Annotated in this window: 18 protein-coding genes; 7 read left to right on the forward strand and 11 right to left on the reverse strand. The window is 39.4% G+C overall.

Going from position 1 to position 16,307, the window contains the following annotated elements:
• The first annotated feature begins 550 nt into the window (after nucleotides 1–550).
• Entirely contained in the window at nucleotides 551–1,093 is a 543-nt protein-coding gene (locus tag IV514_RS13925; RefSeq protein ID WP_206485895.1) for a gamma carbonic anhydrase family protein, read from the forward strand.
• 7 nt (nucleotides 1,094–1,100) lie between these two features.
• Here IV514_RS13925 and IV514_RS13930 read toward each other — a convergent pair whose 3' ends face one another.
• The 4 genes from IV514_RS13930 to IV514_RS13945 all read right to left on the reverse strand — a co-directional run bounded on the left by IV514_RS13930 (nucleotide 1,101) and on the right by IV514_RS13945 (nucleotide 3,550).
• Nucleotides 1,101–1,331 (reverse strand): hypothetical protein, encoded by a 231-nt coding sequence (locus tag IV514_RS13930; RefSeq protein ID WP_206485896.1) that lies wholly within the window; start codon nucleotides 1,329–1,331, stop codon nucleotides 1,101–1,103.
• Nucleotides 1,331–2,143: a shikimate dehydrogenase gene (gene aroE, locus IV514_RS13935; protein WP_206485897.1), complete on the reverse strand. Its 813-nt coding sequence runs from the start codon at nucleotides 2,141–2,143 to the stop codon at nucleotides 1,331–1,333. The genes IV514_RS13930 and aroE overlap by 1 nt, the downstream gene beginning before the upstream one ends.
• 124 nt (nucleotides 2,144–2,267) lie before the next feature.
• A complete protein-coding gene (locus tag IV514_RS13940) occupies nucleotides 2,268–2,969 on the reverse strand; it encodes an OmpW family outer membrane protein (RefSeq protein ID WP_206485898.1) in 702 nt (233 codons plus the stop codon).
• 209 nt (nucleotides 2,970–3,178) lie between these two features.
• Nucleotides 3,179–3,550: a diacylglycerol kinase gene (locus tag IV514_RS13945; RefSeq protein WP_241242388.1), complete on the reverse strand. Its 372-nt coding sequence runs from the start codon at nucleotides 3,548–3,550 to the stop codon at nucleotides 3,179–3,181.
• Between the two features lie 113 nt (nucleotides 3,551–3,663).
• Between IV514_RS13945 and IV514_RS13950 the strand changes: the two genes are divergently transcribed.
• Nucleotides 3,664–4,671, forward strand: a complete 1,008-nt coding sequence (locus IV514_RS13950) for a GGDEF domain-containing protein (RefSeq protein WP_206485899.1) — start codon at nucleotides 3,664–3,666, stop codon at nucleotides 4,669–4,671.
• Here IV514_RS13950 and hemF read toward each other — a convergent pair.
• The 3 genes from hemF to IV514_RS13965 form a co-directional block, all read right to left on the reverse strand.
• The gene (gene hemF / locus IV514_RS13955) at nucleotides 4,641–5,549 is read right to left on the reverse strand and encodes an oxygen-dependent coproporphyrinogen oxidase (RefSeq protein WP_206485900.1); all 909 of its coding nucleotides are present in this window, start codon (nucleotides 5,547–5,549) and stop codon (nucleotides 4,641–4,643) included. The two genes, IV514_RS13950 and hemF, sit on opposite strands and share 31 nt — an antisense overlap.
• A complete protein-coding gene (locus tag IV514_RS13960) occupies nucleotides 5,546–6,091 on the reverse strand; it encodes an L-threonylcarbamoyladenylate synthase (protein WP_206485901.1) in 546 nt (181 codons plus the stop codon). The genes hemF and IV514_RS13960 overlap by 4 nt, the downstream gene beginning before the upstream one ends.
• Nucleotides 6,092–6,264: 173 nt before the next feature.
• Nucleotides 6,265–7,896: an acyl-CoA synthetase gene (locus tag IV514_RS13965; protein WP_206485902.1), complete on the reverse strand. Its 1,632-nt coding sequence runs from the start codon at nucleotides 7,894–7,896 to the stop codon at nucleotides 6,265–6,267.
• A 356-nt stretch (nucleotides 7,897–8,252) separates the two neighbouring features.
• Between IV514_RS13965 and purE the strand changes: the two genes are divergently transcribed.
• Entirely contained in the window at nucleotides 8,253–8,735 is a 483-nt protein-coding gene (gene purE, locus IV514_RS13970) for a 5-(carboxyamino)imidazole ribonucleotide mutase (RefSeq protein ID WP_206485903.1), read from the forward strand.
• Between the two features lie 13 nt (nucleotides 8,736–8,748).
• A complete protein-coding gene (locus IV514_RS13975; RefSeq protein WP_206485904.1) occupies nucleotides 8,749–9,906 on the forward strand; it encodes a 5-(carboxyamino)imidazole ribonucleotide synthase in 1,158 nt (385 codons plus the stop codon).
• Between the two features lie 32 nt (nucleotides 9,907–9,938).
• Here the strand turns inward: IV514_RS13975 and IV514_RS13980 are convergent, their stop codons facing one another.
• From IV514_RS13980 to IV514_RS13995, 4 genes are all read right to left on the reverse strand, one after another.
• The gene (locus IV514_RS13980) at nucleotides 9,939–10,508 is read right to left on the reverse strand and encodes a topoisomerase DNA-binding C4 zinc finger domain-containing protein (RefSeq protein ID WP_206485905.1); all 570 of its coding nucleotides are present in this window, start codon (nucleotides 10,506–10,508) and stop codon (nucleotides 9,939–9,941) included.
• Nucleotides 10,509–10,594: 86 nt separating this feature from the next.
• A complete protein-coding gene (locus IV514_RS13985) occupies nucleotides 10,595–11,068 on the reverse strand; it encodes a DUF494 family protein (RefSeq protein WP_206485906.1) in 474 nt (157 codons plus the stop codon).
• A 9-nt stretch (nucleotides 11,069–11,077) separates the two neighbouring features.
• Nucleotides 11,078–12,241, reverse strand: a complete 1,164-nt coding sequence (dprA, locus tag IV514_RS13990; RefSeq protein WP_346776933.1) for a DNA-processing protein DprA — start codon at nucleotides 12,239–12,241, stop codon at nucleotides 11,078–11,080.
• Between the two features lie 42 nt (nucleotides 12,242–12,283).
• On the reverse strand, nucleotides 12,284–13,372 hold the full coding sequence (locus IV514_RS13995) for a LysM peptidoglycan-binding domain-containing protein (protein WP_206485907.1): 1,089 nt from the start codon (nucleotides 13,370–13,372) through the stop codon (nucleotides 12,284–12,286).
• A gap of 104 nt (nucleotides 13,373–13,476) precedes the next feature.
• Here IV514_RS13995 and def point away from each other — a divergent pair, with 104 nt between their 5' ends.
• The 3 genes from def to rsmB are packed head-to-tail and all read left to right on the forward strand — an operon-like array spanning nucleotide 13,477 to nucleotide 16,289.
• Nucleotides 13,477–13,992: a peptide deformylase gene (def, locus tag IV514_RS14000; RefSeq protein ID WP_206485908.1), complete on the forward strand. Its 516-nt coding sequence runs from the start codon at nucleotides 13,477–13,479 to the stop codon at nucleotides 13,990–13,992.
• Nucleotides 13,993–14,016: 24 nt separating this feature from the next.
• Nucleotides 14,017–15,000 (forward strand): methionyl-tRNA formyltransferase, encoded by a 984-nt coding sequence (gene fmt / locus IV514_RS14005; protein WP_206485909.1) that lies wholly within the window; start codon nucleotides 14,017–14,019, stop codon nucleotides 14,998–15,000.
• The gene (rsmB, locus tag IV514_RS14010) at nucleotides 14,997–16,289 is read left to right on the forward strand and encodes a 16S rRNA (cytosine(967)-C(5))-methyltransferase RsmB (RefSeq protein ID WP_206485910.1); all 1,293 of its coding nucleotides are present in this window, start codon (nucleotides 14,997–14,999) and stop codon (nucleotides 16,287–16,289) included. Before fmt ends, rsmB begins: the two co-directional genes overlap by 4 nt.
• Nucleotides 16,290–16,307: the final 18 nt, after the last annotated feature.

Below are 16,307 nucleotides of genomic sequence, written 5' to 3' on the forward strand. Positions count from 1 at the left end.
GAATTAACATCATGTGAGTGTCCACACAAATTGCATGATAACTAATTGTTAAAGAGTGACATCGGATTCGATGTCGAAAGCTAAATCGCATTCGTTTAACTTCCTTGCTTCAGTGAGGTTCTAGCCCTTGCCTGAAACGAGATGCGCATTCTACGCGTCTCAGTTTTGATGTCAACAAGTTTTTGAAAATTTATTTAAAAAGTTTTCTTAACTTATCTGAGCTGTTTAACCAGTAAAACCACCAACTAAACTTATCAAAACGCTTCTCTGGGATGTCCCTGAGAAGTGGATGCGCATTTTAGGGATTTTTACGCCCACGTCAACCACTAATTTCAATTATTTTAAATTATTTGATTGTTTGTTTTATTTTTATACAAGCCTTGTCTTTATTGACATTTATCACACAAAATAAGATGAATTTATCGGCACTTATCTGTCAATGATATTTTATTATGTAATGGTTAATATTCTGTGTAAAAATTCGCATTTATGATAATTAAAGCTTAGTCTTTTTATCATTCACTCAAAAAATTCAAATAAGAGGTTCACAATGAAGCAACATAACTTGCGTTCGTATAAGGGGGTTACCCCAAAAATAGGTAATAATACTTATATTGACGACAGTGCTGTTTTGGTTGGTGATATTAGCATAGGGAATGACTCAAGTATCTGGCCATTAGTTGCAGCACGTGGTGATGTGAACAAGATGACGATCGGTGACCGAACCAATATTCAAGACGGAAGTATATTGCATTTAACCCGATTTTCTAATGCACATCCCAATGGTTTTCCACTTATCATAGGCGATGATGTAACCATAGGTCATCAATGTATGCTACATGGCTGTACTATTGGTAATAGAGTACTTGTTGGAATGGGAGCTATTGTTTTAGACGGTGCTGTTGTTGAAGACGATGTTTTTATCGGTGCAGGAACCGTGGTGCCTCCGAATAAGACATTAAAGAGTGGCTTCCTTTATGTAGGTAACCCAATGAAAGAAGCGCGGCCGCTAAAAGAAGGTGAAATTGCTTTTTTAAAAGAGTCTGCGCTTAATTACGTCACATTAAAAAATGATTATTTAGCAGAAGAATGAAGTATCGTTATATATTAATGTGAACTTCCCCTCCCTCTGGTTCATTTTTTTCGAACCAGAGTTCGGCGATTTCTTCTAAATCGTATTTAGTGCAGCTATCTATTTCTGTTGTGCGCGCCAAGCCCAACGAGTGAAAATAAATAGTAATGATTTGACCTGAAATCACTCCTGTCATACTCCATGCCTGATGGACATGATTAAAATTCAAGTCATCATTAAACAAAATAGCTTGATTCATCACTGCATCTCCTTTCTTAATTGACACAACACTTGCTCAGGCTGAGGTTTAACTTGACGCCAGATTTCAAAACTAACCGCCGCCTGCCCCACTAGCATGCCCAATCCATCAATTGCCTTCTTCACTTGCCGATCATGAGCTAATTGTAAAAAAGGTGTGAGTGATGGGCCATAAGACATATCGTAACAACTCACATGTTTATCTAGCAATTGTTCAGGGATTGCCAAAGATTTTCCATTTAAGCCTGCCGAAGTCGCATTGATGATCACATCAAATTTTGCATCGCTCAATTGCTCAAATGAACAAGCTGATAGTGGCTTATCTGGATACTGGGCAACTATTGTTTGTGCATTAGCTAATGTTCGGTTTGCAATAACTAATTGTTTAGGGTCTTGCTCTAATAAGGAAGGTACAACGCCTTTAGCAGCCCCACCCGCACCAAGCAACAAAACATTTTGCTGTGCAAGTTTTACATTGTTCGCGATTAAGTCATTAACTAAACCATCACCATCTGTAGTATCACCAAGAATTTTTCCCTTCACAAAAGAGAGAGTATTTACTGAGCCAGCAAGTTGTGCCCTTTCACTTAATTGATCACATAATGCCATCGCCTGCTCTTTAAAAGGAGCGGTAACATTGGCACCTTTACCACCCGACTCAGCAAAAGCTTGCACCGTATCAACAAATTTATCTAGTGCGACTAATTCACTTTGATAATTTAGTTGTTGGTTGGTTTGCTCGGCAAACCGTTGATGAATGAAAGGTGAACGCGATTGTTTGATCGGATTACCATAAACGCGATACTGATCCATATACTTACTGTCATTAAAATTAGAAAGCTTGAGAATATCGCAATCTGGCAAAGATAAAAACTAAAAAAGCTGTGCTTTACCATGGTTTAACACAGCTTTTTATTATGTCTTAGTTGTTTTTCAACTAAAATTTATAACCTAACATCACCGAATATGCCATAGGGTCAACAGATATGTCGGAAGAAGCTTTTATCACATCACCAATCTTAAAGTTCGCTTCGGTATCAATATCGATATATCGTACAGACGCATTAATATGCCAGTTATCATCCAGTTGGAAATCAACACCAAATTGAGCAGATAAGCCTATTGAGCTGTCTAAATTAATATGATTAAACCCGAGTGATTTAGGTGCCGATTTAAACTTTTCATCAAAGAAAACAGTGTAGTTAACACCAACCCCAACGTAAGGTTGTACCGCCGATTCAGTATCAAAGTAATATAATGCACTGACCGTTGGCGGCAAATGCGTCACTTCTGCTAATGTGACACCATCAACATCAACACCAAATATTCCTTCAGAAATACCTTGCATATCATGAATCTTAACATCATGAGTAAAAGGTGTTGCAGCTACCACTTCAACCGCCCAGTTATTATCATAAAAGTAAATAAAATTTAGACCTGGTTGACTGTTATCATTAACAGACACCGTTAATGGTGTCTCTCCGCCCAATGCTTCAACGTACACCCCCGCTTTATCACTGCTTGGCTTGACGTTGATTACTCCTCCACGAACTACCATGTCGCCAGCTTGATATTGATTAGCCGCTGCCGCTAATGATAAAGAGGATAATATTGCGAAAGTAAGTAAGTGCTTTTTCATAATCTATTTCCATATTTTTTGTAAGGTTATTAATTGTTGCGCATTTTAACGCCTACCTAATAGAAAATATTGATCTGGCACAAACTCTGTGAGCAATATCATTTTTTATTAATAAAAACTCTATGTTGCGGTATTTTATTCATATATCTATGTGATATATATCAACTTTTATTGTTTGTGAAGGAAAAAGAAAAGCAATTTAGTTAAGGCTATAAAAGCGTATATGTTTTATAGCCCCACACCAGTAGAAAATAGCAAATAGCCACAAACACTGCGGCAGAGCCTAGATCTTTTGCTCGACCACTTAATTCATGATAATCAAAACTAATTCTATCTATCGCAGCTTCGATACCTGAATTAAGTAACTCAGTGATAAGTACGGCAAAAATACCTGAGGCTAGCAGGCAAAACTCAACAAAGTCATTTGCAATAAAAAACGCGGTTGGTAATAGTATGATGGTTAAAAAAACTTCTTGTCGAAAAGCAATTTCATTTTTGTAGGCAGCGACCAACCCGGCAAGACTATGGCGAATTGCCGGAGTAATTCGACCTAAGTGGGTCTGTTGTTGATTTATTGACAAATCATCAATCCTAACTAAGCTCAAAAATAATAGTAGATAAATTACTTCCAGAGAACACAGAAGTTAATCCATGTCATTATTCTACTCTCACAATACGGACAGATACTATTACAATGTTAACTAGAAGTACACTACACCAAAAAATTCTCTGTATTGTGCCTGCTCTGGCAGCTATTACCATTTTACCTTTAGGTATTTATCGAATAACACAAGCTGACTGGATAATCGCAGCCTTAGATATTTGTATATTTATCTTAATGCTCACTATTGGCTATAACGCCTATCACAATAAACGTATTGAGTTGTTAAAGCAGCTTTTTTGCTTATTAGCCATCGTAGGATCTTTTGCGACTATTTACCTAAAAGGGGCGATACAGATTTATTGGAGCTACCCTGTCATTGCGATTATATTTTATCTATTACGTGTAAGAATTGCGCTGATAGTCTGCTTTTTAGCATTAACTGGCTATACTATTTTGACTTATCCATTAGTATCGACGCTTGCATCAATATCATTTCTGATCACTCAAATAGTCACTGCTGGCTGTGCTTTTGCCTTTAGCTTTGAAACCAGTAAACAGCATCAAGCCTTAACTCGCATGACCAAAACCGACCCACTGACGCAAACTTATAATCGCCGTGCATTTCAAGAAATATTACAAACAAAACTGGATAATTATCATCGCCACCCTGAACCTACCAGTATGATTTTATTAGATATTGATTTTTTTAAGAATATTAACGACCAATATGGCCATCAACAAGGTGACGAGGTACTGAAGCAGTTATGTCATGTTATCAAACAAAGGCTTAGAAAAAACGACTACCTCTTTAGAGTAGGTGGTGAAGAATTTGTTATTTTGCCTTTCCATAGTAATTCAGCAGAGGCCAATATATTAGCCGAATCAATAAGAGCAGAAGTACATGCATATTGTTTTATCACTGATCATCCCATCACTATTTCCTGCGGAGTATCAGAATATACCAATAAACAAGAAAACCCGAAAGATTGGTATGCTCGCACCGATAAGGCACTATATAAGGCCAAAGCCACCCGCAATAAAGTTTGTCTTGCCGACAACGCTGACGATCAAACTAACCAATCTTTAGCCTGTAAATAATCTTTTAAACGAGCTTCTTCACTGCCCTCTTCAGGTTGATAATTATATTCCCAACGAGCAAGTGGCGGCATAGACATTAATATCGACTCGGTACGGCCTCCTGATTGCAAGCCAAATAATGTACCGCGATCAAAGACTAAATTAAACTCAACATATCGGCCTCGTCGGTAAAGTTGAAATTGACGATGCTGATCATTATATGGTGTATTTTTACGCTTATTTAAAATGGGTACATAAGCATCAATATAGCCTTGCCCAACAGCTTTAATATAATTAAAGCATTGTTCAAAGTCCCAGCAGTTGAGATCATCAAAAAATAACCCGCCAACACCACGGGTTTCATCTCTATGTTTTAAGTAAAAATATTCATCACACCACTGTTTATGTTCACTATATACCGAAGAACCAAATGGCTGACATAAATCTTTTGCCGTTTGATGCCAATGAATCACATCTTCTTGAAACGGATAAAACGGTGTTAAATCAAAACCTCCACCAAACCACCAAACAGGGGGTTCTCCTGCTTTTTCTGCAATAAAAAAACGTACATTCGCATGAGATGTAGGAATAAATGGATTCTTAGGATGAATAACTAACGAAACACCACACGCCTGCCAACTTCGACCCGCTAATTCAGGACGATGAGCCGTTGCCGACGGCGGTAACTTTTTGCCTGAAACAACAGAAAAATTAACGCCACCTTGCTCTATGACTGCACCATCAGTCATCACACGGGTACGACCTCCACCGCCCTCAGCCCGCTGCCAGTTATCTTCAATAAACTGCCCTGCACCATCAGCTTGTTCCAATGCTTGGCAAATTTTGTCTTGTAAGGTTTTTAAATAATCAATAACGGGCTGGATGTTGACTTGACTCATGAGCGGAATGTTTCTCCTGTTAATGCATCAATAATTGTAGATGGCTGGTGATAGCCAAGCGTATCCCCTTTTATAATAAAGTCTATTTTATTCGCTAATTCTGGTGAAATGTCTTGCCAAGTTTTTGCTGGTGACTCACCAGACAAATTAGCACTTGTTGAAACAATTGGCTTATTGGTTTGATTACACAAAGCCACTACATCAGGTTGACTCGTCACCCTTACGGCAATGGAATCAAAGTCGCCACACAACCATGTTGATAATTGACGATTTTTCGGCATCACTTGAGTAATACCATCAGGCCAACGAGATAATACCGAAAAACGCTTATCTTGAGGTATTTTTGTGTCATCAATATAGGGTAATAATTGTGAGTAGTTAGCCGCTAATAAAATCAATCCTTTGCTTTTAGGCCGTTGTTTGATTTGTAATAATTTTTCAATAGCGGCAGTATTATCAGGATCACATCCTAAACCAAATACGGCTTCGGTTGGATAGGCAATAATCCCCCCTTGTTGATAAATATCAACAGCTGTTGTCATAATTTTTACACCAGTTAACCACTCAATTGCCGTTATTATACGGTTTTTTAGTTTAGGTGCATTAAGTTATTAGTAGTCAATTTCCGTTGGCAAAAACAAAAAACACACAGGCACTAAGTGAATAGTCACTTACCATCTGTGTGCTACTATAGTTAATGTCCATTGAGCTAGTTCTATTGCTCAAATAATTGCTTTACCTTTTCTCTTAACACAAATTTTTGGATTTTACCTGTTGATGTTTTCGGTAATTCACTAAAAACAATGGATTTTGGTGCTTTAAAATTAGCAATATGTTCTCGACAAAAGCTAATAATATCTTCTTCGGTGGCAGACTTCCCTGCCTTTAAGCCAACAAAGGCACAAGGGGTTTCTCCCCATTTTTCATCTTTACGTGCAACCACCGCAGCTTCCATAATTGCAGGGTGCTGATATAAAACACTTTCGACTTCAACAGATGAAATATTTTCACCTCCTGAGATAATAATGTCTTTTGAACGATCTCTTATTTCAATAAAGCCATCAGGATGCTTAACCGCTAAATCACCCGAGTGGAACCAACCATGTTTGAACGACTCCACAGTGGCGGTATCATTTTTCAAATAACCTTTCATAGTGGTGTTACCTCGAAACATGATTTCACCAATCGTTTCAGCATCAGCTGGCACAGGTTGCATTGTATCAGGATCAAGTACATCCACTTCTTCTTGTGTTGGATAACGCACACCTTGACGAGCTTTTAATGCCGCACGCTCATCGTCATCGCGCTCATTCCATTCAGATTTCCATTCGCTCACCACACATGGGCCATACACTTCTGTTAAACCATAGCCTTGTGTAATGTCAAAACCACGCCTTTCCATCCCTTTGATCACTGCAGCGGGTGGTGGCGCACCGGCGGTTAAAATATTAATACCTCGTGGTACTTGATCTAACAACTTATCATCAGCGTTTAAAATCATATTCAATACAATAGGCGCACCACAAAAATGCGTTACTTGATGATCAATTAAACTATTAACAATGGCATTTACTTCTACTTGGCGTAAACAAACATGGGTTCCCCCCATAGCAACAACCGTCCAAGGAAAACACCAGCCATTACAATGAAATAAAGGTAAGGTCCATAAGTACACAGCATTACTCTGCATCGGCCAGATCATATTATTACCTACAGCATTTAAGTAAGCACCACGATGAGAGTAAACCACTCCTTTCGGGTTACCTGTTGTACCTGAAGTATAATTTAACGCTAAGGCTTGCCATTCATCATGAATAAAGTTGCCTTGATAGTTTTCATCCCCTTCGGCTAATAACTCTTGGTATTCTAGGCTACCTATTCGTTCAGCCCCTTCACATTGCACATCATCAATATCAATCACTAAAGGAGTACGCGAGCATAAAGCTAACGCCTTTTTCACAACAGGCGCAAATGCTGTGTCTGTCAACAGCACATCACATTCACCATGATCTAAAATAAAAGCAATTGCCTGTGCATCAAGTCGAATATTAATAGAGTTAAGCACCGCACCAGTGAGAGGAACACCATAATGAGCATCTAAAAATGCGGGTATGTTCGCCGCTAAAATACTCACCGTATCGCCAGGCTTTATACCTCGCTGAACTAGCGCAGATGCCAGCTTACGAACATTTTTACGGTACTCTTGATACGTTATACGTGTTTCACCATGAATGATTGCAACTTTATCAGGGTAAACATCGGCTGTGCGGTTTAAAAAATTAATAGGAGATAATGGTTGGCTGTTAGCAGCAACCTTATCTAATCCTTGAGTATATATATTATGCATAACCTTTCCTCATTCACTTGTAGTGACTTGATCACTTTTATTTTCATTGCTTATAAAGGTTATTCTACTCCGTTATTTTTGATTAAATATTATCCTTTGGTCTAATAATGTCGACAATTAATCTTTTTTTTCAGTTATATGAAACACTCTTGTGATAAAAAATGCAGATATTGTCTACAAAATAAGAATATTTTCAGCAAAAGTAGTTGAGCACTCCCAGCGTTTTGATTGTTTTGTCTACAATTTATCCTTGAGCTATTTCCGTATTAAGCTAAACAAAGGTATAATGCGCGCCTTATTTTCTAAGTGACGTTAATCACATAACTTACGTTCAATAATTTACAAGGTGAGATATCATGAAAGTCGGTATTATCATGGGGTCAAAATCAGATTGGCCAACAATGAAACACGCAGCGGATATGCTTGATTTATTAAATGTGCCGTATGAAACAAAAGTGGTATCTGCTCATCGTACACCGCATTTATTATCAGAATATGCTGAAACAGCAAAAGAACGGGGAATTAATGTCATTATTGCTGGTGCTGGTGGTGCTGCTCACTTACCTGGCATGACCGCAGCATACACACCTTTACCTGTTTTAGGTGTACCTGTTCAATCCAAAGCACTTAGCGGCCAAGACTCGTTATTATCGATTGTTCAAATGCCTAAAGGTATTGCTGTAGGTACATTAGCAATAGGCACTGCTGGCGCAGCAAACGCTGGCTTACTAGCCGCCCAAATTATTGCTACCCATGATCAGACAGTAATGGCAAATATTGAACAGTTTAGACAAGAACAAACTGATAATATTTTAAGTAATCCCAATCCTGCAGAATAGGCGTTTATCTTCCATGAAAAAAGTGTTGGTATTAGGAGCTGGTCAATTAGCCCGTATGATGGATTTAGCTGGTGCTCCACTAGGTATGGATATAAAAGCTTTCGATGTTAGAACAAATAAAGTGGTTCATCCTACCGATCCAGAGCATAGTTATGGCGATTTAGCACATGGCATTGCTGAGTGTGATGTGATCACCGCAGAATTTGAACATGTGGCTCACCCAATTCTTAATCAATGCCAAAACTCAGGCAAACTAAAGCCAAGTAGTGAGTCAATAAAAATTGGTGGAGATCGTCGTTTAGAAAAGTCTCTTTTAGAGAGTTGCCAGGTGGCGAATGCTAAACACGCTATTATAGAAAGCAAGGCTGATTTTGACAGCGCATTAGCACAGCTTGAACTACCAATTATCTTCAAAAGTGCCTTAGAAGGTTATGATGGCAAAGGCCAGTGGCGTTTGAAGTCTGCCGAGCAAGCTAATCAAATATGGCAAGAAATGTCAGCATTTATCAGCAATGCCACAACAGCTAATCAAGGTATTATTGCCGAGCAAATGGTCCCATTTGATCGCGAAGTCTCTATTGTGGGTGCACGCAATACTCATGGGGAGATCGCCGTTTATCCATTGACTGAAAATCATCATACCAACGGGATACTGAGTGTTTCTGTTGCAGCAACGGTTGATCAGAAGTTACAAGCCCAAGCCTATGAAGTATTTGAAAAACTGGCTAATAAGCTCGATTATATCGGTGTACTTGCCATTGAGTTTTTCCAAGTAGGTGAACAATTATTAGTGAATGAAATCGCTCCGCGTGTTCATAATTCTGGTCATTGGACACAACAAGGTGCCGATACGTGCCAGTTCGAAAATCATATGCGCGCAATCTGTGGATTACCTTTAGGTAGTACTCGGTTAGTTCGCCCCACTGCGATGGTGAATATCATTGGTGAAGATAATATTCCTGATGAGATTTTTTCAATCCCAAGTGTTGCGTTACATTGGTATGATAAAAGTAAACGAGACGGTCGCAAAATGGGTCATATCAATCTCTGCGGCCAAGACGAAGCTGAATTGGCGCAGCGATTAACACAATTAGCGAAACGGCTTAACACGGAATCATTCCCTGACTTAGCTGACTTTGCTCAGCAGTATTTAGCTAAGGTAGCTAAATAACTGATAAAAAAAGCGAGATTATCTCGCTTTTTTTATGTTTGAAAATGACCGCACTTTTTCTGCGCACATTGTAATTTTTCACCGGCTGCCATTTGTCTTTTTAACAATAAACCATAACCACACTGCTGGCAGCTTCCCGCAACAGGTTGATGATTAACGACAAACTTGCATTTAGGATATTGATCACACGAATAAAACGTTTTACCAAAGCGATTAGTACGTTCTATTAACTCACCTTGTCTTTTCTTCGCTGCACACTCAGGACATGCCACGCCGGCATCCTCATGGTGCTGTGTATCTTCAATATGATGACATTGAGGAAAGTTACTACAGCCAATAAACATGCCGTATCGTCCTTGCTTTACCGCGAGTTCATGACCACATTCAGGGCATTCTGTTCCAGCAAGAATTTTATCTTCTACTTTTTCATGTTCAACCACCGGACGAGTGTACTTACACTCAGGGTAAGAGGCACAGCCAAAAAAAGCCCCTGCTTTACTATTTTTCACCACCAATTCACTGCCACACTCAGGGCAAACCTCATAGGTTTTCTCCAGTGCATGTTCATGGCGGCTAAATAATGGCTGGTCTGAGTTAGACATAATAGGTTCAGGTTGAAGATCTTATCTCTATTATGCCATAACTCGTATAAGGGGAAATAGCTTAATTTTTTAACAATCAAGTTAAGCTAATGTAGCGGCCCTTCATGCTCATCAAAAATAAGATCTTCCATTTGAGAGTAAGCGCTTTCTTTGCCCGGCACGTTAAACAACACCATTAATACCACCCATTTTAAATCATCTATGGTGAAATACTTAGTATCTAACTCCATTACCCGATCGATCACCATCTCACGCGTAGTAAAGTCCAGCACGTTGATTTGCTCTAAAAAGATCAAAAAGCCCTGACACTCTAAGTCAAGTAGTTGCTTTTCTTCATCGGTATAGATACGAAACGAACGGGTTGCTTCACGCGAAAAATACGGATAAGCATCAGTATCTTGTAAGGCAGCTAATTTTTCTAACCAATTAAGCGCCTTAAAAATTTCATCCTGGTGGAATCCTGCGCGGGTCAATTCATCAGTAAGGACGTCATGGTCTACCATTACTTCAGCTTCACTATGAATGTAGTTTTCAAACAAATACATCAAGATATCAAACATAATTAGCCCCTATTTCAATTTAAGGTAGCCTCCTGGTACCGCAGATACCAGACCTCTTAGCTCAAGTATTGTTAATCGGGTTAGCACTACATCTATGGGTAGTTTACTCCGAGAAACCACCGTATCCACGGGAGTGATTTCATACCCCACACTAGCTAACAATGCATCGTTACACAAGCCCCGATCACAAGTTTTTTCTGCAGGTGTTTCTTTCTCCTTGTTTCCACTTATATTTCTACCTAAGTGTAGACTATTTTTTGCAGTAACTTTTATTTCATCCACTATATCGGCCACTTCTTCAACTAATTTAGCACCTTGTTTAATTAACCAATGACAACCTTTTACTTGCGGGTTTTGGATATTGCCTGGCACAGCAAAGACCTCTCTGTTTTGTTCAAGTGCACAACGCGCAGTAATTAGAGAGCCGCTTTTCAACGCTGCTTCAATGATAACAACGCCTTGTGACAAGCCACTAATAATACGATTTCTCTTCGGAAAATGACCCGCTCTCGCTGGTGTTTGAGGTAAAAATTCACTGACAATAGCACCTCCTTGCTCAATGATTTTTTTTGCTAACGCTTTGTTTCGCGCCGGATAAATAGTATCAATACCTGTTGCTGTAACAGCAATGGTCGCTTTTTGTTTATCAACCACCCCTTTATGGGCATATGCATCAATACCTAATGCTAAACCACTGGTGACCACAATACCTTGAGCAGCAAACTCTTGAGCAAACCTTACCGCAGTTTCTCTCCCATGAATACTAGCATTACGGCTACCTACAATAGCAATCTGCTGGCAATTTAATAGCTCAATATTACCTTTGACAAATAACACTAAAGGCGGATCATAAATTTGTTTTAATAACTGCGGATAGCTAGGATCTTGATAATTGACCATAGTGGCATGTGCCAGTGCGGTTTGCTCAATAATAGCTGCTATCTTTGACCAATCTGGAGCAACTAATGCCTGATACTGTTTATCATTTAGTCCTAATTGTTGTTGGCTAATCGATTCTGTAAATAATTGTTCGATAGAAAATTGCTCGACTAAAGCAATTTTACGTTGAATAGAAAGGCGGGGGATCATTTTTAGCGCCAACCAATAATGCGTTTGTGTTATTGGCTGGCACTTTTCATCTCTATCATGAATTTGACTTTCCTTGTCAAACACCTGCTTTCTCCTTAAAACAGTGTCATCATCTCATTTTAAATATTATGGCGCTGTGACGCTATCTTGCAAACGCAGTGGCTTTTGTGTTTTTAAAATCAACGCCATACTGACTTGATCAAAGACTTTAAAGACCATGATATTGCCTATCGATTCCTCTGGCATTTCATAATCTGAATCAGATTGTGATGCCAAGCGATTCCAACGAGATGCATCTTTGGTATAAATTGGACCATCTTTTGTTTCAACAACACCAGGGCTTAAACGTTTGACCGATAAAACATCCCCTTGTTTTAAGCCATGCTGACTGCCTTGGTCAATAAATACAACTTCTAATTTACCAAATTCCCGATTACCATTCGAAGAGCGAATAATGTGGCCTCGAACATTTTCGCCAGCCGCTTGCATTGTAAAAAACGAAGGCATCATTTGCCCTTCATTAACTGGTTTAACAATTGAGCCTGAATGAACCTCACGCAAAGCACTTTCTAAATACAAAGTTGCTGGCTGCTTGTTCTCCATATCGCCAGCTCGAATTGACTTTCCAGAACCAATTAAACGCGCATAATAACCAATAATCGTTTCGCCATCATCAGCATAAATAGCTTCTTCTTTATTATAAATACCGTAGGCTTGACCCACCTTTAAGTCTTGATTAACGTAAACCTTAAAGCCATCAATACTGGACTTATACCCTTCATCACTACCAAGCACATAAGGCGCACTATCAATCTCTTGTTGAGTTAAAATAGTGTCATAACGTAAAAATGGCGAGATCACATCTAACGAAATCGTTTCGACAGGGTTTTGCTCTTTAAGCTGTTTTCTGATTTTTGGAGACCATTTTAGTGTCGGCTTGCCCTTTACTAGCATTGGTTGGCCTTTAGCATCATAAACGAGCTTTAATACGTCACCAGGATAAATTAAATGGGGATTTTCAATATCAGGATTAATTCGCCACAGTTTGGGCCATAACCATGGTTCTTGCAAAAAGTGTCCTGAGATATCCCATAAAGTATCTCCTTTTTTTACCACATAAGACTCAGGTGCATTTGGTGATAGCCGTAACTGATCAGCAACTGCTATGATAGGTAAAATAAGAGAAAAAAGTGTTAATAAAACCTTTTTTAACATACTAACCGCCTATTCTTGTTAAACCACTAGGATTAATTTTAATTAATGGCTAAAATTGAAACATAACACTCTATGCGAAATTTCGCGAATTCTTTTGAAAAATTATGGCTATATTAGACGTTTTACGATTCCCAGACCCAAGATTAAGAACAAAAGCAAAACCTGTTGAAGTGGTTGACGATAAGATCAGAAAAATTGTTGATGATATGTTCGAAACTATGTATGCCGAAAATGGCGTTGGTTTAGCAGCAACACAAGTTAACATCCATCAACGTATTGTAGTGATCGATGTTTCTGAAAACAAAGAACAAGCTTATGTATTGATTAACCCTGAAATCATTAAAAAAAATCAGGAAACAATGATCAATGAAGAAGGCTGTCTATCGGTACCTGGCTGCTATGCAAAAGTCGATCGCCATACAGAAGTTACCGTCAAAGCTTTGGATAGAGATGGCAAAGAGTATGAAATTGATGGTGAAGAATTACTGGCCATCTGTATTCAGCATGAATTAGATCACTTAAATGGCGTATTATTTGTGGATTACTTATCTCCTCTTAAACGTAAACGCATTCAAACCAAACTTGAAAAAGAAGCCCGTTTAGCCAAAACCGATGCTTAATTCTTGAATACAATAAGAAGCGATATGACACAAGCACTCAATATTATATTTGCTGGTACGCCAGACTTTGCTGCTCAACACTTAGCAGCACTTATTCATTCACCACATAATGTAGTTGCCGTTTACTGCCCACCAGACAAACCCGCAGGCCGAGGCAAAAAAATTACAGCATGTGAAACCAAGCAGTTAGCTCTGGCACACGATATTCCTGTTTTTCAACCGATGAATTTCAAACAAGAGGAAGATCAAGAACAATTACAAAAGCTTAACGCGGATGTCATGGTTGTGGTTGCCTATGGCTTGTTGTTACCTAAAGTTATTTTAGATGCGCCTCGCTTAGGCTGTATTAATGTTCATGGTTCCATCTTGCCTAAATGGCGTGGCGCAGCCCCCATACAGCGTGCAGTTGAATCTGGAGATAAAGAAACCGGTGTTACTATTATGCAAATGGATGAAGGGTTAGACACTGGCGATATGTTACTCACAGCACGTTGTGATATCACTAAACAAGATACCAGTGCGACTATTTATCAAAAATTAGCCGAGCTCGGCCCTACAGCATTACTTGATACCCTTAGCTTAATGGCAGATAACCAGCATCAAGCAACGGCCCAAGATGATGAACAAGCGACTTACGCTGCAAAGTTAAATAAAAGCGAAGCCGAACTCGACTGGCAATTACCTGCTAGCCTACTTCAGCAAAAATTGCGCGCTTATATTCCTTGGCCCGTAGCACAATTTACCTTTATCGATAATAAAGACAAAGAACATAGGATCAGAGTCTGGCAAGCCAGTGTTGTGAGTTATAGTGAAGATGCCACACCTGGCACTATTATTTCTGCAGACAAATCAGGCATTAGCGTAGCGACTGGTGAGCAAGCACTGAGATTAGAAAACTTACAAATGCCAAATAAGAAAGCCATGGCTGTCGCTGATATTTTAAATAGTCGTGCTGACTGGTTTGCCGTTGGCCAATCTATCAATGGTCAATCACGAGCTGCTTCATGAGTGCCAATGTTAGAGCGTTAGCAGCCAAATGCTGTTTTGCTGTGGTCGATAAGGGTCGCAGCTTAGCTGATGAGCTGCCTGCCCTGCAAAGTAAAATAGAAGGCAAAGATAAAGGCCTATTGCAAGAGATTTGCTATGGCGTGTTGCGCTACCTGCCAGAACTAGAACATATCAGCCGCCAGCTCATTGCCAAGCCGTTAAAAGGTAAACAGCGGGTTGCTCACTTTCTTGTGCTAGTGGGTATTTATCAAATCAAGTACACGCGTATTCCCGATCATGCTGCAGTAAGTGAAACGGTTGCAGCAACCAAACCACTGAAACAATTTCATTTAAAAGCGTTAGTAAATGGTGTGTTACGTAGTTTTCAACGGCTAACACCAACATCAGAAGAATCACTAAGTGAACCTGTGCAGTTTAATCACCCTAGCTGGTTTATCAAAAAACTAAAAGCCGCATACCCACAAAATTGGCAAGCTGTTCTCAATGCCAATATGGCTAAGCCACCTATGTGGCTAAGAGTAAACAGCCAGCATCATAGTGTTGAGAAGTACCAACAACTGCTTGAACAAGCAGATATTACCACCGATTATATCGATCCACACTCTGGCGCAATTAAACTGAGCTCGCCAGTAGATGTTAATGATTTACCCGGCTTTGCTTTAGGCCAAGTATCCGTTCAAGATGGTGCCGCTCAACAAGCTGCACATTTGCTCGATTGTCAGCCTAATGAACATATACTCGATTGTTGCGCCGCTCCTGGGGGGAAAACTTGTCATATACTCGAACAAACACCTAACTTAGCCTCAATGACAGCACTTGATGTCGATGAAACACGCCTAGATCGAGTGAAAGACAATCTGGCACGATTACACTTAACCGCCAAGACGATTGCTGGTGATGCATCAAAGCCAGAAGTTTGGTGGAATGGCGAACAATTTGACCGTATTTTACTCGACGCGCCCTGCTCAGGCACTGGCGTTATTCGTCGTCATCCTGATATAAAATGGCTAAGAACGGCACAAGACATTGAAAAGCTAGTTGTTTTACAACAACAAATTTTAAATAAAGTATGGTCTTTACTTAAACCTGGTGGTACTTTGCTTTATGCAACATGTAGCATTTTACCGGAAGAAAACTATCAACAAATTCAGCATTTTATTGATAGTGAACCGTCGGCAGAATTAATACCGATCAGCCAATCTAGCACAAGCATTGGTTGGCAGATATTACCGGACATGCAGTCAATGGACGGTTTTTACTACGCAAAATTACGTAAAAACAATCATTAATACTTTGGTGATCTTCAT

Source organism: Thalassotalea sp. G2M2-11, from assembly GCF_017168195.1.
GTDB lineage: Bacteria > Pseudomonadota > Gammaproteobacteria > Enterobacterales > Alteromonadaceae > Thalassotalea_E.

Coding starts and splice junctions, on each gene's coding strand:
- IV514_RS13925 (WP_206485895.1), top strand. CDS start 551: ATGAAGCAACATAACTTGCGTTCGTATAAGGGGGTTACCCCAAAAATA.
- IV514_RS13930 (WP_206485896.1), bottom strand. CDS start 1,331: ATGAATCAAGCTATTTTGTTTAATGATGACTTGAATTTTAATCATGTC.
- aroE (WP_206485897.1), bottom strand. CDS start 2,143: ATGGATCAGTATCGCGTTTATGGTAATCCGATCAAACAATCGCGTTCA.
- IV514_RS13940 (WP_206485898.1), bottom strand. CDS start 2,969: ATGAAAAAGCACTTACTTACTTTCGCAATATTATCCTCTTTATCATTA.
- IV514_RS13950 (WP_206485899.1), top strand. CDS start 3,664: ATGTTAACTAGAAGTACACTACACCAAAAAATTCTCTGTATTGTGCCT.
- hemF (WP_206485900.1), bottom strand. CDS start 5,549: ATGAGTCAAGTCAACATCCAGCCCGTTATTGATTATTTAAAAACCTTA.
- IV514_RS13960 (WP_206485901.1), bottom strand. CDS start 6,091: ATGACAACAGCTGTTGATATTTATCAACAAGGGGGGATTATTGCCTAT.
- IV514_RS13965 (WP_206485902.1), bottom strand. CDS start 7,896: ATGCATAATATATATACTCAAGGATTAGATAAGGTTGCTGCTAACAGC.
- purE (WP_206485903.1), top strand. CDS start 8,253: ATGAAAGTCGGTATTATCATGGGGTCAAAATCAGATTGGCCAACAATG.
- IV514_RS13975 (WP_206485904.1), top strand. CDS start 8,749: ATGAAAAAAGTGTTGGTATTAGGAGCTGGTCAATTAGCCCGTATGATG.
- IV514_RS13980 (WP_206485905.1), bottom strand. CDS start 10,508: ATGTCTAACTCAGACCAGCCATTATTTAGCCGCCATGAACATGCACTG.
- IV514_RS13985 (WP_206485906.1), bottom strand. CDS start 11,068: ATGTTTGATATCTTGATGTATTTGTTTGAAAACTACATTCATAGTGAA.
- IV514_RS13995 (WP_206485907.1), bottom strand. CDS start 13,372: ATGTTAAAAAAGGTTTTATTAACACTTTTTTCTCTTATTTTACCTATC.
- def (WP_206485908.1), top strand. CDS start 13,477: ATGGCTATATTAGACGTTTTACGATTCCCAGACCCAAGATTAAGAACA.
- fmt (WP_206485909.1), top strand. CDS start 14,017: ATGACACAAGCACTCAATATTATATTTGCTGGTACGCCAGACTTTGCT.
- rsmB (WP_206485910.1), top strand. CDS start 14,997: ATGAGTGCCAATGTTAGAGCGTTAGCAGCCAAATGCTGTTTTGCTGTG.